The organism is Agrobacterium sp. RAC06, from assembly GCF_001713475.1.
In the GTDB taxonomy this organism is placed as follows: Bacteria; Pseudomonadota; Alphaproteobacteria; order Rhizobiales; family Rhizobiaceae; genus Allorhizobium.
In genome coordinates, this window is the sequence record NZ_CP016499.1 from 3174161 (window position 1) to 3199843 (window position 25683).

The 25683-nt window shown below is 61.2% G+C and carries 29 protein-coding genes; 15 read left to right on the top strand and 14 right to left on the bottom strand.

Going from position 1 to position 25683, the window contains the following annotated elements:
* Window positions 1–168 precede the first annotated feature (168 nt).
* Both BSY240_RS15235 and rlmN read left to right on the top strand, forming a co-directional pair.
* Entirely contained in the window at window positions 169–672 is a 504-nt protein-coding gene (locus BSY240_RS15235) for an invasion associated locus B family protein (RefSeq protein ID WP_054150436.1), read from the top strand.
* Window positions 673–909: 237 nt separating this feature from the next.
* Complete coding sequence (gene rlmN / locus BSY240_RS15240) at window positions 910–2148, top strand: 23S rRNA (adenine(2503)-C(2))-methyltransferase RlmN (protein WP_150127479.1); 1239 nt, start codon at window positions 910–912, stop codon at window positions 2146–2148.
* Between the two features lie 33 nt (window positions 2149–2181).
* On the opposite strand, the gene BSY240_RS15245 is transcribed toward rlmN, so the two are convergent.
* The gene (locus BSY240_RS15245; protein WP_054150355.1) at window positions 2182–2823 is read right to left on the bottom strand and encodes a LysE family translocator; all 642 of its coding nucleotides are present in this window, start codon (window positions 2821–2823) and stop codon (window positions 2182–2184) included.
* 74 nt (window positions 2824–2897) lie between these two features.
* Complete coding sequence (locus BSY240_RS15250) at window positions 2898–3761, bottom strand: SDR family NAD(P)-dependent oxidoreductase (RefSeq protein WP_054150356.1); 864 nt, start codon at window positions 3759–3761, stop codon at window positions 2898–2900.
* A 101-nt stretch (window positions 3762–3862) separates the two neighbouring features.
* Between BSY240_RS15250 and BSY240_RS15255 the strand changes: the two genes are divergently transcribed.
* From BSY240_RS15255 to BSY240_RS15260, 3 genes are all read left to right on the top strand, one after another.
* Window positions 3863–4111 (top strand): type II toxin-antitoxin system ParD family antitoxin, encoded by a 249-nt coding sequence (locus BSY240_RS15255; RefSeq protein ID WP_054150438.1) that lies wholly within the window; start codon window positions 3863–3865, stop codon window positions 4109–4111.
* The gene (locus tag BSY240_RS24610) at window positions 4108–4284 is read left to right on the top strand and encodes a type II toxin-antitoxin system RelE/ParE family toxin (protein ID WP_082347715.1); all 177 of its coding nucleotides are present in this window, start codon (window positions 4108–4110) and stop codon (window positions 4282–4284) included. The genes BSY240_RS15255 and BSY240_RS24610 overlap by 4 nt, the downstream gene beginning before the upstream one ends.
* 220 nt (window positions 4285–4504) lie before the next feature.
* Window positions 4505–5728, top strand: a complete 1224-nt coding sequence (locus BSY240_RS15260; RefSeq protein ID WP_069042855.1) for an argininosuccinate synthase — start codon at window positions 4505–4507, stop codon at window positions 5726–5728.
* Window positions 5729–5782: 54 nt separating this feature from the next.
* Here BSY240_RS15260 and BSY240_RS15265 read toward each other — a convergent pair whose 3' ends face one another.
* Window positions 5783–6973 (bottom strand): multidrug effflux MFS transporter, encoded by a 1191-nt coding sequence (locus BSY240_RS15265; RefSeq protein WP_069042856.1) that lies wholly within the window; start codon window positions 6971–6973, stop codon window positions 5783–5785.
* A gap of 108 nt (window positions 6974–7081) precedes the next feature.
* Window positions 7082–7510, bottom strand: coding sequence for a hypothetical protein (locus tag BSY240_RS15270; protein ID WP_069042857.1), 429 nt, complete (start codon window positions 7508–7510; stop codon window positions 7082–7084).
* A gap of 197 nt (window positions 7511–7707) precedes the next feature.
* Here BSY240_RS15270 and BSY240_RS15275 point away from each other — a divergent pair, with 197 nt between their 5' ends.
* From BSY240_RS15275 to BSY240_RS15285, 3 genes are all read left to right on the top strand, one after another.
* Window positions 7708–9771 carry a M3 family metallopeptidase gene (locus BSY240_RS15275; protein WP_069042858.1) on the top strand — a complete coding sequence of 688 codons (2064 nt, stop codon included), beginning with the start codon at window positions 7708–7710 and terminating at the stop codon, window positions 9769–9771.
* Window positions 9772–9928: 157 nt separating this feature from the next.
* Complete coding sequence (gene typA / locus BSY240_RS15280; protein ID WP_054150361.1) at window positions 9929–11749, top strand: translational GTPase TypA; 1821 nt, start codon at window positions 9929–9931, stop codon at window positions 11747–11749.
* Window positions 11750–11933: 184 nt separating this feature from the next.
* Complete coding sequence (locus BSY240_RS15285; protein WP_069042859.1) at window positions 11934–12440, top strand: GNAT family N-acetyltransferase; 507 nt, start codon at window positions 11934–11936, stop codon at window positions 12438–12440.
* Between the two features lie 11 nt (window positions 12441–12451).
* Here the strand turns inward: BSY240_RS15285 and BSY240_RS15290 are convergent, their stop codons facing one another.
* Window positions 12452–13078, bottom strand: coding sequence for a hypothetical protein (locus tag BSY240_RS15290; RefSeq protein WP_083229636.1), 627 nt, complete (start codon window positions 13076–13078; stop codon window positions 12452–12454).
* A gap of 128 nt (window positions 13079–13206) precedes the next feature.
* On the opposite strand from BSY240_RS15290, the gene ppa reads away from it, so the two are divergent.
* The gene (ppa, locus tag BSY240_RS15295) at window positions 13207–13743 is read left to right on the top strand and encodes an inorganic diphosphatase (RefSeq protein ID WP_054150364.1); all 537 of its coding nucleotides are present in this window, start codon (window positions 13207–13209) and stop codon (window positions 13741–13743) included.
* A gap of 4 nt (window positions 13744–13747) precedes the next feature.
* Here the strand turns inward: ppa and BSY240_RS15300 are convergent, their stop codons facing one another.
* Together BSY240_RS15300 and BSY240_RS15305 are read right to left on the bottom strand one after the other, a co-directional pair.
* Window positions 13748–14062: a DUF167 domain-containing protein gene (locus BSY240_RS15300; RefSeq protein WP_069042860.1), complete on the bottom strand. Its 315-nt coding sequence runs from the start codon at window positions 14060–14062 to the stop codon at window positions 13748–13750.
* Complete coding sequence (locus tag BSY240_RS15305; RefSeq protein WP_054150366.1) at window positions 14059–14349, bottom strand: YggT family protein; 291 nt, start codon at window positions 14347–14349, stop codon at window positions 14059–14061. The genes BSY240_RS15300 and BSY240_RS15305 overlap by 4 nt, the downstream gene beginning before the upstream one ends.
* Before the next feature lie 124 nt (window positions 14350–14473).
* On the opposite strand from BSY240_RS15305, the gene BSY240_RS15310 reads away from it, so the two are divergent.
* Entirely contained in the window at window positions 14474–15709 is a 1236-nt protein-coding gene (locus BSY240_RS15310; protein WP_069042861.1) for an MFS transporter, read from the top strand.
* Here the strand turns inward: BSY240_RS15310 and BSY240_RS15315 are convergent.
* From BSY240_RS15315 to hemC, 6 genes are all read right to left on the bottom strand, one after another.
* Window positions 15706–16440, bottom strand: a complete 735-nt coding sequence (locus BSY240_RS15315; protein ID WP_069042862.1) for a glutamine amidotransferase — start codon at window positions 16438–16440, stop codon at window positions 15706–15708. The two genes, BSY240_RS15310 and BSY240_RS15315, sit on opposite strands and share 4 nt — an antisense overlap.
* Entirely contained in the window at window positions 16430–16909 is a 480-nt protein-coding gene (locus tag BSY240_RS15320) for a tellurite resistance TerB family protein (RefSeq protein ID WP_054150393.1), read from the bottom strand. The genes BSY240_RS15315 and BSY240_RS15320 overlap by 11 nt, the downstream gene beginning before the upstream one ends.
* A gap of 10 nt (window positions 16910–16919) precedes the next feature.
* On the bottom strand, window positions 16920–18587 hold the full coding sequence (locus BSY240_RS15325) for a heme biosynthesis protein HemY (RefSeq protein ID WP_083229637.1): 1668 nt from the start codon (window positions 18585–18587) through the stop codon (window positions 16920–16922).
* A gap of 3 nt (window positions 18588–18590) precedes the next feature.
* The gene (locus BSY240_RS15330) at window positions 18591–19868 is read right to left on the bottom strand and encodes a mitofilin family membrane protein (RefSeq protein WP_069042863.1); all 1278 of its coding nucleotides are present in this window, start codon (window positions 19866–19868) and stop codon (window positions 18591–18593) included.
* A gap of 90 nt (window positions 19869–19958) precedes the next feature.
* Window positions 19959–20678: a uroporphyrinogen-III synthase gene (locus BSY240_RS15335; RefSeq protein WP_069042864.1), complete on the bottom strand. Its 720-nt coding sequence runs from the start codon at window positions 20676–20678 to the stop codon at window positions 19959–19961.
* Window positions 20679–20681: 3 nt separating this feature from the next.
* On the bottom strand, window positions 20682–21611 hold the full coding sequence (gene hemC / locus BSY240_RS15340) for a hydroxymethylbilane synthase (protein ID WP_069042865.1): 930 nt from the start codon (window positions 21609–21611) through the stop codon (window positions 20682–20684).
* Between the two features lie 73 nt (window positions 21612–21684).
* On the opposite strand from hemC, the gene tsaD reads away from it, so the two are divergent.
* The 5 genes from tsaD to BSY240_RS15365 are packed head-to-tail and all read left to right on the top strand — an operon-like array spanning window position 21685 to window position 25170.
* Entirely contained in the window at window positions 21685–22779 is a 1095-nt protein-coding gene (gene tsaD, locus BSY240_RS15345; RefSeq protein WP_069042866.1) for a tRNA (adenosine(37)-N6)-threonylcarbamoyltransferase complex transferase subunit TsaD, read from the top strand.
* Complete coding sequence (locus tag BSY240_RS15350; RefSeq protein WP_069042867.1) at window positions 22776–23765, top strand: NAD(P)H-dependent glycerol-3-phosphate dehydrogenase; 990 nt, start codon at window positions 22776–22778, stop codon at window positions 23763–23765. Before tsaD ends, BSY240_RS15350 begins: the two co-directional genes overlap by 4 nt.
* A gap of 22 nt (window positions 23766–23787) precedes the next feature.
* Window positions 23788–24081, top strand: a complete 294-nt coding sequence (locus BSY240_RS15355) for a YciI-like protein (protein ID WP_054150399.1) — start codon at window positions 23788–23790, stop codon at window positions 24079–24081.
* Window positions 24082–24086: 5 nt separating this feature from the next.
* Entirely contained in the window at window positions 24087–24518 is a 432-nt protein-coding gene (locus BSY240_RS15360; RefSeq protein ID WP_069042868.1) for an EVE domain-containing protein, read from the top strand.
* Between the two features lie 7 nt (window positions 24519–24525).
* Complete coding sequence (locus BSY240_RS15365; protein WP_069042869.1) at window positions 24526–25170, top strand: class I SAM-dependent methyltransferase; 645 nt, start codon at window positions 24526–24528, stop codon at window positions 25168–25170.
* Here BSY240_RS15365 and BSY240_RS15370 read toward each other — a convergent pair.
* Window positions 25167–25526 (bottom strand): hypothetical protein, encoded by a 360-nt coding sequence (locus tag BSY240_RS15370; RefSeq protein ID WP_054150402.1) that lies wholly within the window; start codon window positions 25524–25526, stop codon window positions 25167–25169. The two genes, BSY240_RS15365 and BSY240_RS15370, sit on opposite strands and share 4 nt — an antisense overlap.
* Between the last annotated feature and the right edge of the window lie 157 nt (window positions 25527–25683).

Sequence of the window (25683 nt, forward strand, 5' to 3'; positions counted from 1 at the left end):
TTTGCCGGATTTCGGGGCGCTAGACGGTATGCCGACACCGAATGTGACAACAAGGCGTGCGTCGTTCACCGTTTGGTAAGGTAAATTAAGTCAAACTGAACACAGGTTTTGACGATGAGCGCCCGGTCTTTTGGCTGGGTGATGGATGGAAACAACCGGCAGGAAGACATGTTCGTAAGAAGTAGCGTAACCGCACTGGCAATCCTCCTGGCGAGCAGCGGGCTCGCCAACGCGCAATCGCCCACGCGAATCGAGCAGTTCAGGGCCTGGGGTGCCTACTCCTACAAGTCGAATGGCGGCACCGTGTGCTACGTGCTTTCCGTTCCGACGGCCAAGGAGCCGGCGAGTGTCAATCATGGCGACATCTTCTTTGTCGTCTCGCAGCGCCCGGGTCAGAACATCTCGTATGAGCCACAGGCCATGATGGGGTACCCGATGAAGGGCGACTCCAAGGTGAATGTGACGATCGACAACAAGAATTTCGTGCTGTTCGTCAAGGACAGCTCGGCATGGGTCGAAAACGCAGCCGAAGAACCGGCACTCGTTGCCGCCATGAAGGGCGGCTCGACCATGACCGTCAAGGCGACGTCGGCTCGTGGCACGGCCACAAGCTACACCTACTCGCTTTCGGGGATCTCTGCCGCGCTGCAGAAGATCGAGAACTGCAGGTAAGCCTGCATTGCATGTTTGGTTTGGGGAAGGCCGGCGCAACATCGCCGGCCTCCTTCATTTCTGCATGACCGCCCTTCGTGAGGTCGGGGTGACGGAAGGCAAAAAAGCTGCTATTGGCCGCTGCAAACGAAAGCGATGGGGCCGTTCCCCTGTTCGCAAGGTCCACGAATCCATATCTGCCAGCCGGGAAAGCGCTCCATCCGAGCGTCCTTGTCCTGTGGTCCAGAGGTCCAGACGATGACTGTCACCGTGACGCTTCCAGAGCGTAGCCAGACTGCGGCCCCGCTTCGCCCGGCCGCTTCCCTTGAGAAACCGAGCCTCATCGGCCTCGATCGTGAAGCCTTGGGCGCTGCTCTGCGGGACAAGGGTGTGCCCGAGAAGCAGATCAAGATGCGCGTGGCGCAGATCTGGAACTGGCTCTACGTTCGCGGCATCTCCGACTGCGATCACATGGCGAATGTCTCCAAGGACATGCGTGAAATGCTGAAGACGCATTTCACGATCGCGCGCCCGGAAATTGTCGAGGAGCAGGTGTCCAACGACGGCACGCGCAAGTGGCTGCTGCGCTTTCCTCCGCGCGGTGCCGGCCGTCCGGTCGAGGTGGAAAGCGTCTATATCCCGGAAGAAGGACGCGGTACGCTCTGTATCTCGAGCCAGGTCGGCTGCACGCTGACCTGTTCCTTCTGTCACACCGGCACCCAGAAGCTGGTGCGCAACCTGACGGCCGAGGAAATCCTCTCGCAGCTTCTGCTTGCCCGTGACCGTCTCGGCGATTTCCCGGACCGTGAAATTCCCGTCGGCACGATGATGCCGTCGAGCGATCGCAAGATCACCAACATCGTCATGATGGGCATGGGCGAGCCGCTTTACAATTTCGAAGAGGTGAAGAAGGCGCTGCTGATCGCGACTGATGGCGACGGCCTGTCGCTGTCCAAGCGTCGCGTCACGCTGTCGACTTCCGGCGTCGTACCGGAGATCTACCGGACCGGCGAAGAGATCGGCGTGATGCTGGCGATCTCGCTGCATGCCGTGCGCGATGAGCTCCGCGACATGCTGGTGCCGATCAACAAGAAGTATCCGCTGAAGGAGCTGATCGAAGCCTGTCGCAACTATCCGGGCTTGTCGAATGCCCGCCGCATCACCTTCGAATATGTGATGCTGAAGGACGTCAACGACAGCCTCGAGGATGCCAAGGGGCTGATCCAGTTGCTCAAGGGCGTGCCGGCGAAGATCAATCTCATCCCGTTCAATCCCTGGCCCGGCACCAATTACCAGTGCTCGGACTGGGCGCAGATCGAGAAATTCGCGGACTTCATCAATCAGGCCGGTTTTGCCTCGCCGATCCGCACACCGCGTGGCCGCGATATTCTTGCTGCCTGTGGTCAGCTGAAATCGGAATCGGAGCGCATGCGCAAGACCGAGCGTCTGGCGTTTGAAGCGATGATGATCGCCAATCACGGCGAAGACGACGATTGAGGGTGAGGCGGGACGGTTGTCCCGCTTTCGATCCTACTTGGCCTGCGTCATGAAGATCTTCACCGCGAAGATCGAGAAGACGCCGGCGAAGGTATAGTCGATGCCACGCAGCACCTTGCGGTTCGTCTGCAGCCAGCTCGACATGAAATCCGCTCCATAGACGATGCCGACGCCGATCGGCAGCGACAGGATGATAGACCACATGCCGAGGAAGATCAGCTTGCCCGTCACGTTTGGGTCGGTGGCGGTGACGAATTGCGGCAGGAAGGTCATGAAGAAGATGATGACCTTGGGGTTCAGGAGATTGACCCAGAGCCCGTTCAGGAAGGCGCCCTTCTTCGAGACGACCGCATCACCATCCGCCTTGATGACGAAGTTCGAGCCGTGCCTGACAGCCTGCAGAGCGAGCCAGAGCAGATAGGCAGCTCCCCCGGTCTTCAGGAGCATAAATGCCGTCGGCGAGGCGACAATGAGGGCCGAAATGCCGAAGGCGACCAGCATGGTGTGGATCGAGATCCCGAAGCTGGTTCCGGCGAGCGTCATCAGGCCAATCGTCCGACCGTCGCGTAGGGAGCGGCTGATCCACAGCGTCATGTCGGGACCGGGCGTGATCGCTAGCAGCAGAAGTGCAAGACTGAAGGCAAGAAAGACGGGAAGGCTCGGGATAAAATCCATTGATGTCACCGCATGTCGAAGCACCCGCGACCTGCGGGTGCTTCATCCTTAGCGGCCTTCATCTACCTTGCCAATCAGCCTTTCGGGACGGAGAGATAGGTCTTGAAGGCGTCAGCATAATCGGGATGCCAACGCGACAGCGGCGGCCGGTTCTCGATGATGTCACCGGCAGCCCAGGCGATGCGCTTCTCGTCCAGCGCGCGGTTCACATCGTTATCCGGGCAGAGAATATAGAAGTCGCCACTGACAAGGCTTTCCAGCATGAACTCGACAGTCTCTTCCGGCGTCCATGCGCCGGACGGCTTCTCGGTGCGGCCGTTCGCCGTCAGGCCCGTGAAGACGAAGCCGGGGATCAGCAGGTGGGCGGTAACATTGCAGTCCGGCGTGTTGCGCAGCTCGTGCTGAAGCGCTTCGGTGAAAGCTTTCACGCCGGCCTTCGAGATATTGTAGGCCGGGTCGCCCGGGGGCGTCGTGATGCCCTGCTTGGAGCCTGTGTTGATGATGAGGGCCGCATCCTTGTGGGCGACCATGCCCGGGCCGAAGGTGCGGGTGCCATTGATGACGGCCATCAGGTTGACGCCGAGCACATTGTCCCAGTTGGCTTGCGGACCGAACAGCGCACTGCCCGGCTGGATACCCGCATTGTTCATCAGCACATGCACGCGTCCGAAACGCTGGATGACGGCGCGCTCCAGCGCTTCGAGTTCGTCCAGTTTCGACACATCTGTGCCTATTGCAACGACATCCGTGTCACCACTAGCGGAAAGTGCTGCAACCTCCAGGGCTGCCGCGGCCAGCTGGTCGCCTTCGAGGTCAACCAGAACGACGCAGAGACCCATGCCAGCAAATGCCTTGGCGGTGGCGAGGCCGATGCCCGAGGCGGCGCCGGTGATGACGGCGACATGACCTTTTTCGAGCGCGGGATGCTGGGTCGTCATGGCGAACTCCTTCAGAACCTGTAGTGTTGTGGCTGGTCGCGATATGGTACCCTGCCCTGACATCGTCAACGTGACAGCGCTCGATGGAGGCAATGCTGCCCATGAACAAGTTTACGACCGTCACGGTCTCGGGGGAACTGGCGGAGTTCATCGAAGCCAAAATTTCTGCTGGAGATTATGCCTCGGAAGCCGAGGTCATTGAGGCTGCCCTCGCATTGCTGCGCGATGAGGTGGATGGCCTGGCCGCTATCCAGGCTGCTATCGATGAGGGTGAGGCCTCTGGTCAGCCGCAGCCGTTTGACTTTGATGAGTTCATCGATCGCAAGCCTCGCCGCTCCGCCGCCGAATGAAGCCCCTGATTGTTTCGCCGCGGGCTGCTCACGACCTCGACGCGCTCTTCGACTACACCGAAGAGCGTTGGGGTTTGGATCAGGCGATTGCATACACGCTTGGGATCAGGCGCAACCTTCAAGAAATCTGCGAGGGACGACGCTATGGCCGGAAAATTCCCGGACTTAGGTAAGCCTATCTCAGCGTAGCGTATCAATCCCACTACCTCATCTATCGAGAGACGTCGCATTCCATAGTGCTGATCCGGATCCTTCACCGGCGCATGAATACTGGTCGCCATCTCTGACCCAGTTGCCTCCCGCCCTTGCACACCAGCGGAATCTCGCTAAAAGTGCCGCCATTCTTGATCCAGGCGGGGTTTGAGCCTCGCTCCTTCCAGACGGAACATCGACATGGCACTCCCCAAAGACGTGAAGAAAGTCGTCCTCGCCTATTCCGGCGGTCTCGACACCTCGATCATCCTGAAATGGCTCCAGACCGAACTCGGTGCGGAAGTCGTGACCTTCACCGCCGACCTCGGTCAGGGCGAAGAGCTTGAGCCGGCCCGCAAGAAGGCCGAGATGCTCGGTATCAAGGAGATCTTCATCGAGGACGTGCGCGAAGAGTTCGTGCGTGATTTCGTCTTCCCGATGTTCCGCGCCAATGCCGTCTATGAAGGCGTCTACCTGCTCGGCACTTCGATCGCCCGTCCGCTGATCTCCAAGCACCTGATCGACATCGCCAAGAAGACCGGCGCCGATGCCATCGCCCACGGCGCGACCGGCAAGGGCAATGACCAGGTTCGTTTCGAACTCTCGGCCTATGCGCTGAACCCCGACATCAAGATCATCGCACCCTGGCGCGACTGGGCGTTCAAGAGCCGCACCGATCTGCTCGCCTTCGCCGAGCAGAACCAGATCCCGGTTGCCAAGGACAAGAAGGGCGAAGCGCCGTTCTCGGTTGACGCCAACCTCCTGCACTCCTCGTCCGAGGGCAAGGTTCTCGAAGATCCGTCGGTCGAAGCGCCTGAATACGTGCATATGCGCACCATTTCCCCGGAAGCGGCTCCCGACAAGGCCACGATCATCAAGGTCGGCTTCGAAAAGGGTGATGCCGTCTCGATCAATGGCGTCCGTATGAGCCCGGCCACGCTCTTGGCTGAACTCAACACCTATGGCCGTGACAACGGTATCGGCCGTCTCGACCTCGTCGAGAACCGCTTCGTCGGTATGAAGTCGCGCGGCGTCTACGAGACCCCCGGCGGCACGATCCTTCTTTCGGCACACCGTGCGATCGAATCGATCACGCTCGACCGTGGTGCAGCCCACCTCAAGGACGAGATCATGCCGCGTTACGCCGAGCTGATCTATTACGGCTTCTGGTTCTCGCCGGAGCGCGAAATGCTGCAGGCTCTCATCGACAAGAGCCAGGAGCATGTCGAAGGCGAAGTGACGCTGAAGCTCTACAAGGGCAATGTCATGGTCATCGGCCGTGAATCGGCGAAGTCGCTCTATTCCGACCAGCTCGTTACCTTCGAAGACGACCAGGGCGCCTACGACCAGAAGGACGCCGCCGGCTTCATCAAGCTGAACGCGCTTCGGCTGCGCACGCTCGCCAAGCGCAATCTCGGCAAATAAGCCAGTTCAGGCATTCAAGATCGCCCGTCTCCCCCTCGGGGGAGGCGGGCTTTTTCATGCCTTGCGTTCGAGGTGGCGGAGCCAGAAGAAGCCGGCGACAGCGCTCAGCTCCATGAAGGGTATGATGATGCCGAAGGCGGTCAAGGGATCACCGATCGAGGCGGCTGCCACGCCGCCCGCAAAGCCCGCGCTCATCTGCAGGAAGCCTGTTAATGCAGATGCCGATCCCGCAATATGCGGGAAGGGAGCCATGCTCGTCATCACGACATGGGGGCTCAGGAAGGCCAGACCGAAGGTGCAGATGGCCACCGGGGCCATGACGGAAAGGAAGAAGGGCGGCACGAATGCGACCGAAAGCGCCATGATGACAGCGCCCAGGCCGCAGAGGGCTATGCCGATCCGCGACGCCGTAAGCCCCGAAATCCTTCGGGAGACGAGTTTCAGGGTGAGCGATCCTGCGAGGTATGCGCCTGATTGCATCAGCATGCCCAAACCAAACGCGGTCGGTGTCAGGCCGACCTCGTTGATCAGGACGAAGGGCAACATGGTCGACTGCGCATAGAGCGCGCCGATAGTGCCACTCAGGACGAGCGATGCTGCGAGGAATCGGGCATTGCGGGCGACCTCCAGGTAGTTGCGCAGCAACTGGGCGGGTCGAAGGCGTCCGAGATCCGGAACGATCGTTTCTTTCAGCAGCAGCACGGTAAAGCCTACGGCCATGGCGCCGAACCCCACCATCAGCAGGAACACCGCATTCCAGCCGAAGGCCGCCAACGTCAAGCCGCCAAGGGTCGGCCCCATGGCCGGCCCAACGGCGAGAAAGATACCGATGGTGTTGAGGATCCGGGCGGCATCCGCGCCGGTGTAGAGGTCTCGAACGATCGCGCGCCCGACGACAACGCCGACGGAAGCGCCGATGCCCTGAACGAGGCGCGCGGCGAGGATGAACTCGACGCTGGGGGCCAGCGTCGCGAGAAGTGATCCAACGAGATAGATTGCCAGAAAGATCAACGTCGCCTTCTTGCGTCCGAGCGCATCAGCGAGGGGGCCTGCGACCAGCTGGGCAAGCGCGAATCCGGCAAAGAACATCGAGAGGCTGAGTTTGATTGCTGCATCGGTCGTGCCGAAGGCGCGTACCAGCTCTGGCATGGCCGGTGTGTAGATGGCCATGGAGATTGGGCCGAGCGTGGTCAGGAAAGCACCGAGGAAGGTGGTGCGACGCTCGCTCATGCGCATCGGTGTCATCAGAACTCGTCCGGAATCAAGAAGAAAGGCGCCACTGCGGCGCCTCCTGCTGATGACTTAGTGCGATTGTGGTCCGGGATCGAGTGCCAATTGTCGCTTCCTGCGCGATCAGGTCGATTTCGAAAAGAAATCCAGAACCTTCGAATAGGAGCCCGCCATGTCCATGTCGCCGATCATCTCGGCAAGCGACTGCTGTGTCCGGTAGTATTCCGCATAGTCGAAATGGGAGTCGTCGGTCAGTGTGGACAGATCCATCATCCTGCCGTTGCGATCGACGATCTGCAAGGGCAGCTCCGTCGAGAGTTCGCGATAGGTGTCGGCGTCGATCTCTTCCCGCTGAAAGCTCTCCGACGCAATCTCGCGCAAGCGGCGGGGCGTCATGCTGGCGAAGACCGACAACGCCTCTTCGAAAACCTCGGTTTCTTTCGAGACCGCTACCTTCGGCGAAAGCTCAGGTAGGCCGACATTGGATTGCGGGCTGCTTTCTTTGACGCGAAGGGAGGATGCGCCTACCGGTTGGATCGGAAAGATTTCCATGGCCGTGACCGTCCTTTCATAGGATATATCGATCTATGTTCTTATTCGAAACTACGTCAATCAGCGCCTGAACCCGTGGTGGAAAAATTCTGCCTTGTTCACCGATTTTTGCGTGCTCACCCATATGTTGCCGGGATAACATGGAGGAAAATCAGTGCTTCGCTCCTTTGCAGCGCGAAGCTTCAGGAGGTTTTCGCATGGTCCAGTCGTCTGTTTTCAATCCCGCCGTCACCGAGTGGCAGGGGCCGCATGGCCTGCCGCAGTTCGAGAAGGTTGGCGACGACGACTATGCGCCGGCCTTTGACGCGGCGCTGAAAGAGCATGACGCAGAAATCGATGCGATCGCGAACAATCCTGAACCGGTGACTTTCGCGAACACGATCGTTGCGCTGGAAATCGCGGGCGACGCGCTCTCCCGTGTGTCGGCCCTGTTCTGGAACCGTGCCGGTGCCCATACCAATCCCGACATCCAGGCTCTGGAGCGCGAGATCGCGCCGAAGATGTCGCGCCACTATTCGAAGATCGGCATGAACGCGGCGCTGTTCCGCCGCATCGATGACCTCTGGACACGCCAGGCGGATCTCGGACTGACGGTTGAGCAGACCCGCGTTCTGGAACGCCACTGGAAGGGCTTCGTGAAAGCGGGTGCCAAGTTGCCAAAGGCCGAGCAGGAGCGGCTGGCGGCGATCAACGAAAGGCTCGCGAGCCTCGGTGCCAGTTTCGGCCAGAACGTCCTCGCCGACGAATCGTCGTGGACCCTGCCGCTTGTCGGCGAGGAGGATCTCGCTGGTATCCCCGCCTTCCTGCGCGATGCCATGGCGTCTGCGGCTGCCGCCCATGGCGGCGGACACAGCCATGTGGTGACACTGTCGCGGTCGATCATCGAGCCCTTCCTCACCTTCTCCGAACGTCGCGACCTGCGCGAGATCGCCTTCAAGGCCTGGACCTCGCGCGGCATCAATGGCGGGGCAACGGACAACCGGGAAATCGTCAAGGAAACCCTGGCTCTCAGGGCAGAGAAGGCGGCTCTGCTCGGCTACAAGGACTTTGCCTCCTACAAGCTCGACAACACGATGGCGAAGACACCGGAAGCGGTGAACGGTCTCCTGATGCAGGTCTGGGAAAAGGCAGTCTCTCAGGCGCGCGCCGAAGAGGCCGAGCTTGCCGCCTTGATTGCTGAAGAGGGAAAGAACCACGAGGTCGCGCCGTGGGACTGGCGCCACTTTGCCGAAAAGCTTCGGGCGAAGAAGTTCGATTTTTCCGAAACTGAACTGAAGCCCTATCTGCAGCTCGAAAAGATCATCGAGGCCTGCTTCGACGTCGCGGGCCGCATCTTCGGCATCCGTGCGGTGCCGCTTGCCAATGTCGTTGGCTATCATCCGGATGTGCGGGTCTTCGAGATCCGCGACCGGAACGACAAGCTGGTGGCGCTTTTCCTCGGTGACTATTTCGCCCGTTCATCGAAGCGCTCGGGTGCCTGGATGAGCAGTTTCCAGGCGCAGCACCGGCTGCCGCTGAAGAACGGCCGCCAGGGTGAGCTGCCGATCATCTACAATGTCTGCAATTTCGCCAAGCCCGAAGCCGGCAAACCGGCGCTGCTGTCACTCGACGATGCCCGCACACTCTTCCACGAATTCGGCCACGCCGCGCATGGCATGCTGTCGGATGTCACCTATCCTTCTGTCTCGGGCACGGGCGTATCACGAGACTTCGTCGAACTGCCGTCGCAGCTCTACGAACACTGGCTGACGGTGCCGCAAATCCTGAAGACCTATGCGGTCCACTACCAGACCGGCGAACCGATGCCGCAGGCATTGCTCGACAAGGTGCTCGCCGCCCGAACCTTCAACGCGGGCTTCAACACCGTCGAATTCACCTCGTCGGCGCTGGTCGATATGGCCTTCCACACACGCGGGGCGGTCGAAGACCCGATTGCGGTGCAGGCCGAGGTGCTCGAAAAGATCGGCATGCCTGCTTCGATCGTCATGCGCCACGCCACGCCGCACTTCCAGCATGTGTTTTCCGGTGACGGTTATTCTGCCGGCTACTATTCCTACATGTGGTCGGAAGTCCTCGATGCAGACGCCTTCTCGGCCTTCGAGGAGACCGGCAATCCCTTCGATCCGGAGATGGCGTCGAAGCTCAAGACCCACATTTATGCCTCGGGTGGATCGGTCGATCCGGAGGATGCCTACAAGGCATTCCGCGGCAAGCTGCCAAGCCCGGAGGCGATGCTGAAGAAGAAAGGGCTTGCCGCTTAAGGCTTGCAGTGCACCCGAAATTTGCCGTCGGCGGTAACCATCGCCGGCGCATCGGGCGTTTCCCCCTTTCGCAAATGCAAAAAACAAGGTATGAGCGCGCCAAAGTAAATCGGCGCCACTCTCCCGTATTGCGCCCCAGCTATCAGAGATCACAAACATGAAAATGCGCAACATCGCGATTATCGCGCACGTCGACCATGGAAAAACGACCCTTGTGGACGAGCTTCTGAAGCAGTCGGGCTCTTTCCGTGAGAACCAGCGCACCGCCGAGCGCATGATGGATTCGAACGACCTCGAAAAGGAACGTGGCATCACGATCCTGGCCAAGGCGACTTCGATCGAGTGGAAGGGTCACCGCATCAACATCGTCGATACGCCCGGTCACGCCGACTTCGGCGGTGAAGTAGAGCGTATCCTGTCGATGGTGGACGGCGCGATCGTTCTGGTCGACTCGTCTGAAGGCCCGATGCCGCAGACCAAGTTCGTCGTCGGCAAGGCGCTGAAGGTCGGTCTTCGCCCGATCGTCGCGATCAACAAGATCGACCGCCCGGACGGCCGCCACGAAGAAGTCATCAACGAAGTCTTCGACCTCTTCGCCAATCTCGATGCGACCGACGATCAGCTCGACTTCCCGATCCTGTACGGCTCTGGTCGCGATGGCTGGATGAACGTGAACCCGGAAGGTCCGAAGGATGCCGGTCTCGCGCCGCTTCTCGACCTCGTGCTCGAGCATGTTCCGGAGCCTAACGTCGAAGAAGGCCCGTTCCGCATGATCGGAACGCTTCTCGAAGCCAACCCCTTCCTCGGTCGCATCATCACCGGTCGTATCGCTTCCGGCTCGATCAAGCCGAACCAGGCTGTCAAGGTTCTCGCCCAGGATGGCAAGACCGTTGAAACCGGCCGTATTTCGAAGATCCTCGCGTTCCGCGGCATCGAGCGCCAGCCGATCGAAGAAGCCCATGCTGGTGACATCGTCGCCATCGCCGGCCTTTCGAAGGGCACGGTTGCTGACACGTTCTGCGATCCGTCGATCACCGAAGCCATGACGGCACAGCCGATCGATCCGCCGACCGTCACCATGTCCTTCCTCGTCAATGACAGCCCGCTTGCCGGCACGGAAGGTGACAAGGTCACAAGCCGTGTCATCCGCGATCGCCTGTTCAAGGAAGCTGAAGGCAATGTCGCCCTGAAGATCGAAGAATCCGACGGCAAGGATTCCTTCTTCGTGTCGGGCCGTGGCGAATTGCAGCTCGCCGTTCTCATCGAGACCATGCGTCGCGAAGGCTTCGAGCTTGCCGTTTCGCGTCCGCGCGTTGTCATGCACAAGGACGAGAGCGGCCAGACCATGGAGCCGATCGAAGAAGTCGTGATCGACGTCGATGAAGAGCATTCCGGTGTCGTCGTTCAGAAGATGTCCGAGCGTAAGGCCGAAATGGTCGAGCTTCGCCCGTCCGGCGGCAGCCGCGTTCGTCTGCGCTTCTACGCTCCGACCCGTGGCCTCATCGGCTACCAGTCGGAACTTCTCACCGATACGCGCGGCACGGCGATCATGAACCGCCTGTTCCACGACTATCAGCCTTACAAGGGTGCGATCACCGGTCGCGTCAATGGCGTCCTTCTTTCCAACCAGTCCGGTGAAGCCGTCGCCTATGCGATGTTCAACCTGGAAGATCGCGGCCCGATGATCATCGAGCCGGGTGAGAAGGTCTATGCCGGCATGATCATCGGCATCCACACGCGTGACAACGACCTCGAAGTCAACGTTCTCAAGGGCAAGCAGTTGACCAACATCCGCTCTGCCGGCAAGGACGAAGCCGTCAAGCTGACCCCGCCGATCCGCATGACGCTCGATCGTGCGCTCTCCTGGATCCAGGACGACGAGCTGATGGAAGTCACGCCGAAGTCGATCCGCCTGCGCAAGATGTTCCTCGATGCGAACGATCGCAAGCGCATGGAAAAGTCCAAGGCTGCCATCTGAGGCGCAAGTCTCTGAAAATATGTTTCGTTTTGAAACCCCGGTCCAAAAGGCCGGGGTTTTGTTTGTGCATCCTCCGCCTTCCGCCTTGCGAGTAATCTTAAAAAAGCGTTAAATTTTCTCGTTGGGCCGATGCAGGTCCAGGCTCCGCGTCTCATCAGGGGGCGCGCCAGAGTGGGTTTACGTTATGAAGACGTTGTCGATCGACATGCGCTTGGCAGGCCCCGGTGATGCCGCCGCGATCGCGGATGCTCATCGCAATGCCTGGATGCACGCCTATTCCGGTATCATTCCCTATCGTGCGCTGACCCGTATGGTCGAGCGCCGCGGCGAAAGCTGGTGGCGAAAGGCGACGCGTGGTCCCGCCACGATCCTTGTTGCCGAAGTGGCGGGTCAAGTCGCTGGTTATGCTTCCCTCGGCTACAACAGAGCGCGCGTCTTGCCGCATGAGGGCGAGATCTATGAGTTGTATCTCCGGCCCGAATATCAGGGTATCGGGCTCGGTTACCAGCTGTTCCACGAGGCGCGGCGGATTTTGAACTCGCTGGGCTGCAACGGCATGGTCGTCTGGTGCCTTGAAGACAGCGAGATTGCCGCAAATTTCTTCCGGACGAACGGCGGTACGGATGCCGTCGAGGGGATGGAAGACTTCGACGACGTGCACCTGAAGAAGCTTGGCTTCATCTGGAACTGACCGCGTTTGCCTCAGTCAACGACGTAACCCTCGGGCCAACTGAAGGTGCGCTCACTGGTCAGGTCGCCGCGCTTGCCATACCATTCCGGTGGCTGCATGCCGCAGTCGAAAGTGTCAGCAATATCGTCTGCCACCTGTCTGGCCACCCTGTTGGCGTCGGCGGTCGCCTTCGCATCCACCATCCCGACGAAGCAGGAGCCCGGATAGGCTGCCGTTCCGACGCGAGAAATGACAAGAGCCTGGCCTGTGCTTTCCGGGCTGGGTGATCCGCTGGGTCCCGGGTTTTCGATGAACCAGCGCAGGATTGCCGCCACCGGTGTGCCCGCCCCATTGAGTCGCCACTCGATCTTCGTATTGACCCGGTTGAAGGCAGAAAAGCTCTCGAAGGCGCCCTCGATGAGTTCCCGATCGACCTTGCCGAAGATCACGCTCTGCCGAAGGTCGCCCTCCTTGAAGTAGACGGGAAACTCGCCGTAACCATCGCACTTCAGCGATACGCTCATCGGGTCCTCTGCCAATGTCTCACAGGCATCGAGGTCAAGATCCGTATAGCTGCTGTCGTTTGCGGGAGCGGGGCTCGCAAGTGTCAGGACGGTCAGAAGCGACAGGCCCGACATCACTCCATTCTTCTTGCTCATGCTATCTGCACTCCCCGTCTTTTGGCGTCGTGCCCGGTGACCTGCGACTCAGCCGAAAGCCGTGTTGCATTGCGCCATAATTCGCATTAGGTAGCGCAGGAATTCAACACTCTACGGGGTCCAATAATATGCGTATTGATGCAATTGCCATCGGCAAGAACCCGCCGGAAGACATCAACGTCATCGTCGAAGTTCCTGTCGGCGGCCAGCCGATCAAGTATGAGATGGACAAGGACGCCGGCACGCTGGTCGTCGACCGCTTCCTCTACACCCCGATGACCTATCCGGGCAATTACGGCTTCGTGCCGCACACGCTCTGCAAGGACGGCGACCCGCTCGACGTTCTGATCTGCAACACGCGCCCGCTCGTTCCGGGCTGCGTCATCAATGTTCGCCCGATCGGCGTGATGATGATGGAAGACGATGGCGGCATGGACGAGAAGATCCTCGCCGTGCCGGTACCGAAGCTGACGCGTCGCTATGACAAGATCACCAACTACACGGATCTTCCGGAAATCACGCTGAAGCAGATCCAGCACTTCTTCGAGCACTACAAGGATCTGGAGCCCGGCAAGTGGGTCAAGATCGGCGACTGGATGGATGTCGATGCTGCCAAGCAGATCATTCTGGACTCGATCCAGCGCGCCAAGGACGAAGGCAAGTAAGTTCTCAGGCGGACGCGAGAGCGTCTAACCGCGATTTCAAATCCTCCGGGTCGCCCTCGATCCGGAGGATTTTTTGTCTTGAGGTTTCGCCGGAGACGACTGTTATCGTCGATTTCGGGACCTTCAAGGATTTTGAGAGCAGGGCGATGAGGGCCTTGTTGGCCTTGCCCTTTTCGGGCACGGCGGTCACGCGGGCCTTCAGATGTGACTGGCCGTCGGCGGAAACTTCCACCCCGTCAAACGCATCGCGCCCGCCGTTCGGTGTCAGCCGGACGGCGAGCAGGAGATGGTCATGGCCAAGACGGTAGGGGCTTGTCACGCCACCAGCGGGTAGATGCTGTTCCAGAGGAAGGAACGCAGGAAGAAGATGATCAACAGCAGGACAATCGGCGAAATGTCGATACCGCCGAGATCCGGCATGAAGCGGCGGATCGGGCGGAGGGCCGGTTCGGTGACGTTGTGGAGGAATTGTCCAAGCGTCGCCACGAATCGATTGCTGGAGTTGATCACGTTGAAGGCGTAGAGCCAGGAGAAGATCGCACTGCCGATCAGAATCCAGGTAAAGATGCTCAGGGCAAGGTCGATCGTCTGAAACAGTGCGTACATTCAGGTCTCCATTTCTCGGTTGACAGTGATGTAGACATTGGCGACTTAACGGACAAGTGGATGGGGCCCACGCAATCCGAATCATGTTTAACGGCGGGCCTGTCCGCAGCTTAAGGTCACTTCGATGCACCCGTCCTCGGCCGATGATCGTTTCGCCGCGTTTCGGCATTCCTCCTACACGCGTTTCTTCTTTGCCCGCTTCCTGGGAGCCTTCGCCACCCAGATCCTCAGCGTCTCCGTCGGCTGGCAGATGTATGACATGACGGGCAATGTCTTTTATCTCGGTCTGATCGGTCTGGTGCAATTCCTGCCGTCACTGCTCCTGATCCTCGTCACCGGTTCCGTCGCCGACCGCTATAACCGCCGGGCCATCGTCTCGATCTGCATGATCGTCAGCGCCATCTGCGCCGGAGCGCTGCTTGGGCTGACCATCGCCGATGCCTTCGAGCCGACGATCGTATTTGCCATCCTCGTCGTCTTCGGCATCGAGCGCGCCTTTGCAGCGCCCGCCGTGCAGTCGCTTGCGCCCAACCTGGTGCCGCAGAAGGATCTCTCCAACGCGGTCGCCTGGAATTCGTCCTCCTGGCAGACAGCGTCGATCGTCGGCCCCGTGGCCGGTGGTCTGCTCTACGGAGCGAGCCCTGTTGTTGCTTATTCCGTGTCCTTTGCTTTCTTCGCGGCTGCGGCGATCCTGGTCTTCCTCGTCAAGCGCCCGCCACAGCGGAAGTCGGAGAAGGCCGTCAGTCTCGATACGCTGTTTGCCGGCTTCCGCTTCATCTTCGGCGAGAAGGTGGTGCTGGGTGCGATCTCGCTCGACCTCTTCGCGGTCCTGCTCGGCGGAGCCGTGGCGCTGATGCCGGTCTTTGCGCGTGACATTCTCGATCTCGGCCCCTGGGGGCTCGGTCTCCTGCGCGCCGCACCCGGGATCGGCGCCATCATCGTTGCCATTGCGCTGGCGACCTTCCCGATCCGTCACAATGCCGGGATCTTTATGTTCATCGGTGTTGCGCTGTTCGGGGCCGGCACGATCGTCTTTGGGTTGTCCGAATATGCGTGGCTTTCGATCCTCGCCCTGATGCTGATGGGTGCCGCCGACATGGCGTCCGTCTATGTGCGTGAGACGCTGATCGCTCTCTGGACTCCAGACGAGGTGCGTGGCCGGGTCAATGCCGTCAACATGGTCTTTGTCGGAGCTTCCAACGAGCTCGGCGAATTCCGCGCCGGCACCATGGCGCATTTCATCGGGCCTGTGCCAGCTGTCGTGATCGGTGGTTTCGGCACGCTCGCCGTTGCGGCCGTCTGGGCGCTCGGTTTCCCGCAGCTGCGCAAGATCGACAGTCTCGAAGTGCCGGAGCGTTAGGAGGCGCGCTGATCACGCTCGAAGATCAGGTCGAGGAAATCCGACAGCCAGGCGCGCAAGGGGGCGTCGAAGATCATCCGGCCTTCCAGATGTTCCCGGCCTTGCTGGGCATTCGGTAGCACGAATCGATGTGCACCATGGACGACCCAGCGGTGCATCATGGCGCGGGTCAGTTCGGCATGGAACTGCACGGCCCAGGCGTTTTCGCCATAGCGGAAGGCCTGGTTCGGGTAGAGGTCGCCGGTCGCGAGCAATTTTGCACCATTGGGCAGGCTGAAACCCTCGCGATGGAAGTGATAGACCATCTTCGGCCAATGCATCAGCAGGCGGCCATGCTCCGTCGGCCGGATCGGATACCAGCCGATCTCGGTGCGTTCCTCGCGGTCGGCCTCCACCTTGCCGCCGAGATGGCGGACCAGCATCTGGGCGCCGAGGCAGATGCCGAGGAACGGCTTGTTTTCCTTGAGCGGTACATCGAGCCAGTTGATTTCGGTCTTGATGTAATCGTCGGGATCATTGGCGCTCATTGGCCCGCCGAAGACGACCGCGCCAGCGTGGTTCCTCAGGCTCTTCGGCAAGTCTTCGCCGAGCACCGGGCGGCGGATGTCCAGCGGGTAACCCTTTTCTTCCAGCATCTGGCCGACCCGGCCGGGGCTGGAACGTTCCTGATGCAGGACGATCAGGACAGGCAGCTTGCGATCGCGCGAACGCGACCGTTCCTCACGTGGCATCGTCGATCGCTCCAAGACCCGCACGTTCGGCTGCTTCCTGCCGCTGGACGATGCGTTCACGCCCGGAGACACCGAGCAGATCGGCAACCCGCCAGATCGCGTGGTCTTCCATTTCGCTTCGGGTGCCATCGGCATAGACAATGTCCCAGAGGATGCCCACGAGGTGCTGGCGCTCATCTTCATTCAGCTGGCGCTTCAGTTCCGTGGTGAAGCGGTAGTAGTCGACCGCCTCGCTTTCCGCGTCCTGACCGGCTTCGATCAAGGCGTCGAGGGCGCTATCTTCGAGCCCGTATTCTTCTTTCAGGATTTCCCGCAGTTTCATCCGCTCGGTATCGCGCACGACGCCGTCTGCCTCCATGACCTGGAGACAGAGGGCAGCGACGGCGATCCGGGGATCGTCGGGGGCGAAGACCGCCTTGGGGCGGTCCTGCATCACGGATTGGAAGAAGGCTTGCAAGCGGTCGAGCATGCGGATCCCGTCAGAAGAGTTTCAGGCGCGTTTTGGCTTCGGGTGCGGCGAGCGCCGGATCCTTGACCCCGGGGTCATCGGGCGGCCGGCCGAAGAATGGCTCGACCACAGCTGGCTCCTGCGCAGCGGCAGTGGCCTCTCTGGATGCGATCACCGCAGGTTTCTCCGGCTTTGTCGCTTTGGCCGGAGGTGCCTCCGGTTCGATTGCTTTTGCTTGAGGCTCGGCATCGATCACCCGGGCTTCCGGTTGCACGATTTTCGGCTTTGCCGTCTCGAACTGAGGTTCGGGCTGCGCAGGCGCTTCGGTCCTTGCAACAGGTGGCAGGGAGGCAAGTGCCTTTTCGCCTTCGGAGACGCTGCCTTCTTCGATCGGGCCGGCCAGTTGGTCGAAGGGCGTTTTCCATTCGAAGGCATCGAGACGACCGGTGACCGGCGAGATCGGCATCCAGCGTTCAGAGACATGGCCGTCGGCCACCCAGGCGGGGTCGCGCGGTGCCTTCAGGGCCTGACCCATCCAATGGCGGATACGGCCCTGGTCGCCGGTTTCGGCCTCTTCAATATCCGCAAGGAGCAGATAGACCCGTTCGCGCGAAGCGATACGCGCAGCAGCTTCCGCCTTTGTCCGAGCCTTCTTGAAATCCTGGGCATCGAGCGCTGCCTCGGCGACAACAAGCAACGACTCGTAATTGTTCGGCTTCAGGGCCTCAAGCTTCTCCGCCTTCTTGAGACGGTCCACGGCGCTGTCACCGCTGCGCGCCCGCACATAGGCCCGGGCAATTTCCGGGTGCGGTTCGATCTTCCAGACCTGTTCCAGCGTGTGTGACGCCTTGCGGAGGTTGTCTTCGCGCATATAGGCCTTGGCGGCCACGATCGCAGCCGGGACGAGACCCTTGGCGAGCTTCAGTGCCTTCAACGCGCTGTCGCGTGCGCCCGCCGGTTCGGCTTCGAGCTGGTCCTCGGCCTTTGCGGTCAAAAGCACGGCCTTCAGACGTTCGGCCTCATGGCGTTCCAGGACATGGGCGATCTTCTGCTGGTCGAGCAGTCGGATCGCATCGTCCCAGTGCCCGGCGCGGCAGCGGTGTTCGAGCGTCGCCTTGGCCGCCCAGGGCAGGTAGGGAGCAGCTTCCGCTGCGGTTTCGGCATATTGCCGGGCTGCCTCATGGGCCCCCAGACGATTTGCCTCGACATAAAGGCCGCGTAGGCCCAGCTCTCGGGTCTCCGGATCTTCGGACATCTCCTGGAACAGCCGGCGGGCCTCGTCATGGCGGCCTTCGATCAGAGCGGCCTGGGCATCCAGCACGCGGATCAGGGGCTCCTGATCCGCGCGTATCAGGCTTCTGGCGCGGGCGCTCATCTTGCGGGCCAGGATCGCGTTTCCAGCACCTGCGGCAATCAGACCGGTGGAGAGCGCCTGATAGCCGCGGTCGCGCTTGCGGGCGCGGAAGAAGCGGCGAACAGAGTGAGGCGAAGTCCAGAGCGTGCGCAGCAACCACCAGGTCACCATGATCACGGCGACGAGCCCGACGAGCGCCGTAACAGCCACGATGAGGTCGGTATTGTATAGCTGGCCTTCCCACTCCAGCGAGATGTTGCCGGGACGATCCGCGATCCAGGAGAAGCCGAAGCCGAGCGCCAGGATGAGAGCGAAGAAGAAGAGAACCTTGAGGATGGTTGTCATGCGTCAGCCTCCGTTTCCGGCCACGGTCTGAGACAGCGCCGCGGCTACCCGCTCCTCGGCCTCGATCCGGTTCCTCAGAGTTGTCGCAAACTCCGATGAGGCCGCCTTGCCGGCTTCAGGCAGTGTTTCCCATTCCAGGGCCGCGCCCTTGAGGTCGCCATTCTGCAGCTTGTTTTCAACGCGGGCGACGATGGCCTCCGGCGTATCGCCCTCTACATTGCCGACGGGCCTCACCTTGACCAGCGAGCGGGCGCTCGCCATCAGGCGATCGGTCCAGCCTTCGCCTTGCTCTGGCTGGTGGATGGCGGCGAGGATCTCTTCCGCCACCTGGTTGAACTGCCGTGTCAGATCCGACCGAGACGGTACGCCGTTGCTTGCAAGCGGTGTGAGTGCGGCAACCGCCGGATCCTCGGGCGAAACGCTTTTCAAGGCGTCGAGCTCCGACAGGAACGGGCCGCCGCGATCGATTGCGGTCTTCAAACCGGAAAGGGCGATGGCACGCGCCATTTCAACGTCGCTGCGTGGTTCGTCCAGCTTGCGCTCGGCTTCATCAAGTCGCGTGGCGCTCTGGTCGAGCGCCTGCTTGTTGCTGGCGATTTCCGCACGCAGGGACTCGATCGCCTGTTCAGCAGCGACCAGCTGCGTCTTGAGTGCTTCGACAGTGGCGGCATCGGCGGTCGGCTCGGAGCCCGCATTAGCGACGCTGGTTTCGAGCGCTGTTATCCGCTCGGCAAGTGCAGGGTCGGTGGCGGGCGCCGCGGGTTGTGCCGCCAGGCGCGCGACTTCGGCCTTCAACGCGTCAAGCTCTGCCGTGTCCACGGCTGGAGCCTGGACCGCCTGTTCCGGGCCCAGGCCGGGAACGATCCCGGCATATTGCATGCTGCCGGCCAGAGCGAGTGCCACGAGGCCGCCGAAGATGCCGGAGGCAACCAGGGTCGAGGTCGGAGGGGACTGGCGAACCGGTTCCCGGCTGGTGGTTGTCTCGCTTTTCGCTGCCGTTTCAGCACGCGTTTCCGTGTCATCGACAGGGGCGGTTTCAGCCGTCGGCTCCGGCGTGGGCGTCCAGGGATCTGCTGGCGTTTCAGGGGGAGCGTCGTTCGAAGCCGTGGCACTTGCGGTCGGCTCGTCGGGCACGGCAGACGAGGTAGGTGTATCCGATGGCAGAGCATCGGCCTCGGCATTGCCGGAATCCGCGGCGGACTTGGTTTCCTCAGCGGTCAGGTCGATTGTCACCGGATCATCGGTGGCTTTCGATCGACGGGGTGGCTTTCCGGAAACCATGGCAACCTCTTCATTTCGCGCGTGTGATTAAACCTAGTCAGTCCTCAAGGCGAAGGGAAGGCCCGAGGTTCCATTTCACGCGGCACTGCATCAAAGCAGAAGAAGGAGCAGATCCTCGCGAGGTTCCATAGGCCAACGGCTTCTGGCGTGAAAATCTGCCGGCAGGGTGTCTGCAATCTTTTCACTCAGGCAGAGAAAGCGTGTCCGCGGCCAGTCGAGCACTTCGCTCGTTCGGTCGTGCAGCTCCCCGAGACGCCTTGCCGTTTCGGAGGAGTAGACCAGAATTGCTTCCGGCATCGGGGTGAGCTTGTCGATTACCGCGGTGTCGGGATAGGTGGACGGAACCATCCGGTAACATTCTCGTACGTCCACCATGCGTCCCGCCTCTCGTAGCTTGGCTTCGAAGTCTGGAGAGCGTGGCGTTCCCGTCAAATAGAGGATCGATGCGCCCGGATTCTGGTCCGACTTCGCGATGAGCAGTCCAGCGAGGGAGTGTCCGTCACCGTCGGCAATCGAAACATCCTTGAAACCGGCCTCTCTTGCTGCACGGGCCGTGGCGCGACCGACGGCGAAGAGGGGCGGAGCCAGGAAGGGACGTCTTGCATCGTCCGGCAGCGTTTTCAGCACGCGCATCGCTTCGGCACTGGTCACGGCAAGGAAACCTGCGTCGGGCGCGGGAGGGGAGGCGAGTGCCTCGGGCTGTTGCATCGCCTGCATCAGGGGCAGGAGCACGGGCTCATGACCACGGCGTTCGAGTTCGGCGGCGGTTCTGGCCGAGGCCGGCTCCGGACGCGTCACGAGAACGCGCATGCCTCAATTCCAGCTATCGAAGAAGTCGCTGCCGGCCTTGCTGCGAACTGTGCCGCCGGCTCTCGCGCCGAGTACGGCAGCCTCTGTCCGGCTTCCCTCGATCTCCACGTCATGCCAGCGGCTTCCGTCGGGCGTCAGGATCATGCCGGCAAAGCGGATTGCGTCGCCCTGCACCGTTGCAAGGCCTGCAATCGGCGTTCGGCAGGAGCCATCGAGCGCGCCGAGAAAGGCGCGTTCGCAGCTGACAGCGTCAAAGGTATCGTGGTCATTGATCGCTTCGAGCAGGTCGTTGACCCTTGCATCGCCGATGCGGCTCTCGATGCAAATCGCGCCCTGCGCCGGTGCCGGGGGAAAGTCGCTCGGGTCGAGCAGTTCGGTCGGGATCTCGGGCTTGCCGAGACGGCGCAGGCCGGCATAGGCGAGCAGCGTCGCATCCACTTCGCCATCGGCAAGCTTGCGCAGGCGGGTGTCGACCAGGCCGCGGAAGGTGATCACGTTGATATCTGGGCGGATGCGGCGGATGAGTGCCTGGCGACGAAGCGAAGACGAGCCGACGGTTGCCCCTTGAGGAAGTTCCTTCAGCGTCGGAGCCGTGCGGCCAACGACGGCGTCGCGGACATCCTCGCGCGGCAGGAATGCCGAAAGGAAAAGGCCTTCGGGCAATTTGGTCGGCATGTCCTTCGAGGAATGCACCGCAAAGTCGAGATCGCCCGAGAGAAGTTGATCCTCCAGCTCCTCGGTGAACAGTCCCTTGCCGCCGATTTCGGACAGCGCACGATCTGTGATCCGGTCGCCCTTGGTGGAGAGCACCACGATCTCGAACATCTCCTCCGGCAGTCCATGGGCGACCATGAGGCGCGCGCGTGTCTCCGAAGCCTGGGCGAGAGCGAGCGGGCTGCCCCGCGTGCCGATGCGGAAAGGTTTTGTTTGCATCCGAACTTGTCCGTTGTTACCGACAGATTTCGTAGACCGGTTTCTCGGCGACCGCAATCAATGAACAGGCTCCATGACATCCAAACTGCGCATCCTCGGCATCGAAACGAGCTGTGACGAGACGGCAGCGGCCGTCGTTACGCGGCTTTCTGACGGCTCGGCCGTCACCGAGGCGGATGTCGTATTGAGCCAGCTCGACGAGCACAGCGCCTATGGTGGCGTGGTGCCGGAGATTGCCGCCCGCGCCCATGTCGATGCGTTGGACACGCTGATCGAGGAAGCGCTCACGCGCGCGGGCATCACGCTCGCCGAGGTGGATGCCATTGCCGCCACGTCCGGTCCAGGCCTGATCGGTGGTTTGCTGGTGGGTCTCATGACCGGAAAGGCAATCGCGCGGGCGACGGGCAAGCCGCTTTACGCCGTCAACCATCTCGAAGGCCATGCGCTGACGGCGCGGCTCACCGATGGCGTTCCCTTCCCATACCTCATGCTGCTGGTTTCGGGCGGCCATACACAGCTCGTCCTGGTCAAGGGTGTGGGCGAGTACGAGCGCTGGGGCACGACGATTGACGATGCTCTCGGCGAGGCCTTCGACAAGACAGCGAAGCTGCTCGGTCTTCCCTATCCCGGGGGGCCTGCTGTCGAGCGTGCAGCTGCCACCGGTAATCCCAAGCGCTTTGCCTTTCCCCGGCCTTTGGTCGGCGAGGCGCGTCTCGACTTTTCGTTTTCGGGCCTCAAAACCGCCGTGCGTCAGGCGGCAGAAGGCATCGCGCCTGTCACCGATCAGGACATTGCCGATATCTGCGCCTCCTTCCAGCATGCCATTTCGCGCACGCTGAAGGATCGCATCGGCCGTGGCCTGCAGCGCTTCAAGGAAACATTCCCCGAAGTGGCCGAGCCCGCGCTGGTCGTCGCCGGCGGTGTGGCTGCCAACAAGGAAGTACGCCAGACGCTCGACACGCTCTGCGGCGAGCATCGCTTCCGCTTCGTCGCGCCGCCGCATCATCTGTGTACTGACAATGCCGTCATGATCGCCTGGGCAGGCCTGGAGCGCATGGCGCTCGGCATGCCCTCGGATGATCTTGCAGTCGCCCCCCGCTCGCGCTGGCCGCTGGACCAAGATGCCAAGGCCTTGCTTGCCTACGGCAAGCGGGGAGCCAAGGCATGAGCGGGATGCAGCGTATCGCCGTGATCGGCGCCGGTGCCTTCGGCACGGCGCTTGCGGCCGTGGTGGCGCAGACGGGCAGGGCGGAAGCCCTGTTGGTCGGTCGCGATGCCTCGGTCATGGCTGATCTCGCCGCAAGCCGAATCCATGAGGCTGCATTGCCGGGCATTCAATTGCCTGCATCGCTGTCCTTTTCCGCACGGTCGGAAGATCTCGGCGAGGCCGATATCGTGCTCTTCGCCATGCCGTCCCAGGCGCAGATCGCGGCTGCAGAATCCTTTGGGCCACACCTGAAGCCGGGCGTGCCGGTCGTCATCTGCGCCAAGGGGATCGAGAAGCAGAGCTCACGTCTGCTCACCGACGTGCTGGAAACGGCTCTTCCCGGCCATCCGATCGCCATGCTTTCTGGCCCCGGCTTTGCGGCTGATATCGCCAAAGGCTTGCCGACGGCCATGGCGATCGCTGCAGAGGACCTGTTCCTTGCCGAACAACTCGCCAAGGCGATCTCCGGCCAGACCTTCCGTCTTTATGCATCGGACGACCGGATCGGTGTGCAGCTCGGCGGCGCGCTGAAGAACGTACTCGCCATTGCCTGCGGCATCGTCGAGGGCATGGGGCTTGGTGATTCGGCACGGGCAGCCCTGATCGCCCGTGGCCTTGCTGAGATGTCGAGACTGGTCGATGCGATGGGCGGGCGAGGCGATACGGTGCGGGGTCTGTCAGGCCTCGGTGACCTCGTGCTGACCGCGACCAGCCACCAGTCCCGCAATCTGCGCTTCGGTATTGCGCTCGGCAAGGGCGAACCCATAGGCTCCCAGCAAGGTTCGCTCGTCGAAGGTGCCTTTGCAGCTGCGGTTGCTGCCCGCCTCGCCGAAGGTCACCAGATCGAGATGCCGATCACGGAAGCCGTTGCTGCGATCATCGATGGCAGACTGGACATCCCGACCGCGATCACCCAACTGATGTCGCGACCGATCACCACCGAATAAGAGACCCTTGAGGAGAGAAAAGATGCTGTTTGCCGTCATCTGCGCCGACAAGCCTGGACACCTGAACCTTCGGATGGAAACGCGTCCGCCGCATGTCGAGTGGCTGAACGGGCTCAATGCCGCCGGCCAGTTGAAGATCGCCGGCCCGTTCCTCGACGCGGACGGCAAGCCCTGCGGCTCGATGCTGATCATCGCAGCCGACGACATCGAGGCCGCCAAGGCGCTGGCAGCACAAGACCCCTATGCCAAGGCCGGCCTGTTCGAGACTGTTGAGATCAAGCCCTATAACTGGGTCTTCAACAATCCGGAGGCGTGAACGGCATGGCATTCTGGCTCTACAAGTCCGAACCCTTCAAGTGGTCCTGGGAAATGCAGAAGGCCAAGGGCGATGTCGGGGAAGAGTGGACCGGCGTTCGCAATTATCTCGCGCGCAACAACATGCGGGCGATGAAGATCGGCGACAAGGGCTTCTTCTACCATTCCAACGAGGGTCTGGAAGTCGTCGGGATCGTCGAAGTCTGTGCGCTCTCTCATCCGGATTCGACCGCCGAGGGGGATGCCCGCTGGGACTGCGTCGACATCCGCTCCGTCTGCGACATGCCGAAGCCGGTCAGTCTTAAGGATGTGAAGGCAAACGAGAAACTGTCGAAGATGGCGCTTGTTACCTCTATGCGGCTCTCGGTCCAGCCTGTGACGGACGACGAATATTTCGAGGTCTGCCGCATGGGCGGTCTCGACAATCCGCCCGTCTGATCTCCTCGTGAAGACAGATCCTGATCGATTCATCCTCGAAAACACCAGCGTGTTGTCTCCGCCGCATGTGCCGGAGATACGTCTGCACCTTGCAAGCGAGGTGCATGATCTCTGGATGAAAACCGAGGAGGATCTGGAAGCGATCGGTCTGCCGCCGCCGTTCTGGGCCTTTGCCTGGGCGGGCGGCCAGGGGCTCGCGCGCTACATCCTCGATCATCCGGAAACGGTGAGGGGGAAACGCGTTCTCGATTTTGCCAGCGGTTCGGGAATGGTGGCGATTGCAGCTGCCCTTTCGGGTGCAGCCGCCGTGGTGGCCGCCGATATCGATCCCTGGGTGAAATGTGCGGTGCGGCTGAATGCCGCTCTCAATGGCGTGAGCATCGATTTCACCAATGACGACCTGATCGGCCGATCCGTCGATGTCGACGTGATCCTTGCCGGCGATGTCTTTTATGAGAGCGATTTTGCCAAGGCGCTGGTCGCCTGGTTCAGCGCCACTGCGAAGGATGGATGTCTCGTCCTGGTCGGAGATCCCGGACGCAGCTATCGCCCGATTGATAATCTCGAGCCGCTGGCGACCTATGAGGTGCCTGTCACGCGCGTTCTGGAAGACAGCGAGATCAAGAAGACGACCGTCTGGCAATTTCTCTAGTTTCTTGGCCGGATCACGCAGACACCGGCCTCGAACGAGCAGGCCTCATCCGGATTTTCGGTAGAAATTTCAATGATTTTTGCCTTGGGCGCACGATAGGCAATGACTTGCGGCCTCAAGCCCCTGTCGATGGCGAGGAACACCCCGTTGCCCTTGATGCGCAGCCCCGAGACGCTGCCAACGAAGGTGCCGATGCCGGGGATGACAGACGGAAGACCGTTGCTGCCGATCACCGCCTGGCCCTGGGATTTGTAATGGCCATGGCCTCGGTCATGCCGCTCCCCGGCGAGGCCGACATCGGCGGTGGAGATGAGCGCGATGGCCGCAGCTGTCAAAACGGAACCATACTTTAGCATGCGGCAACCTCCGGGACGCAGTTAACAAATCGTTAACCCAACATGCCGCAACTGGTTGCTAAAGTCATCCATCTCAACGCTTTTTTCGTATGGAAGAATGCGGTTCGCATGGACGCTAAAGGTCTGTTCACGCGAATCGATTAAATTGAAATCGTCA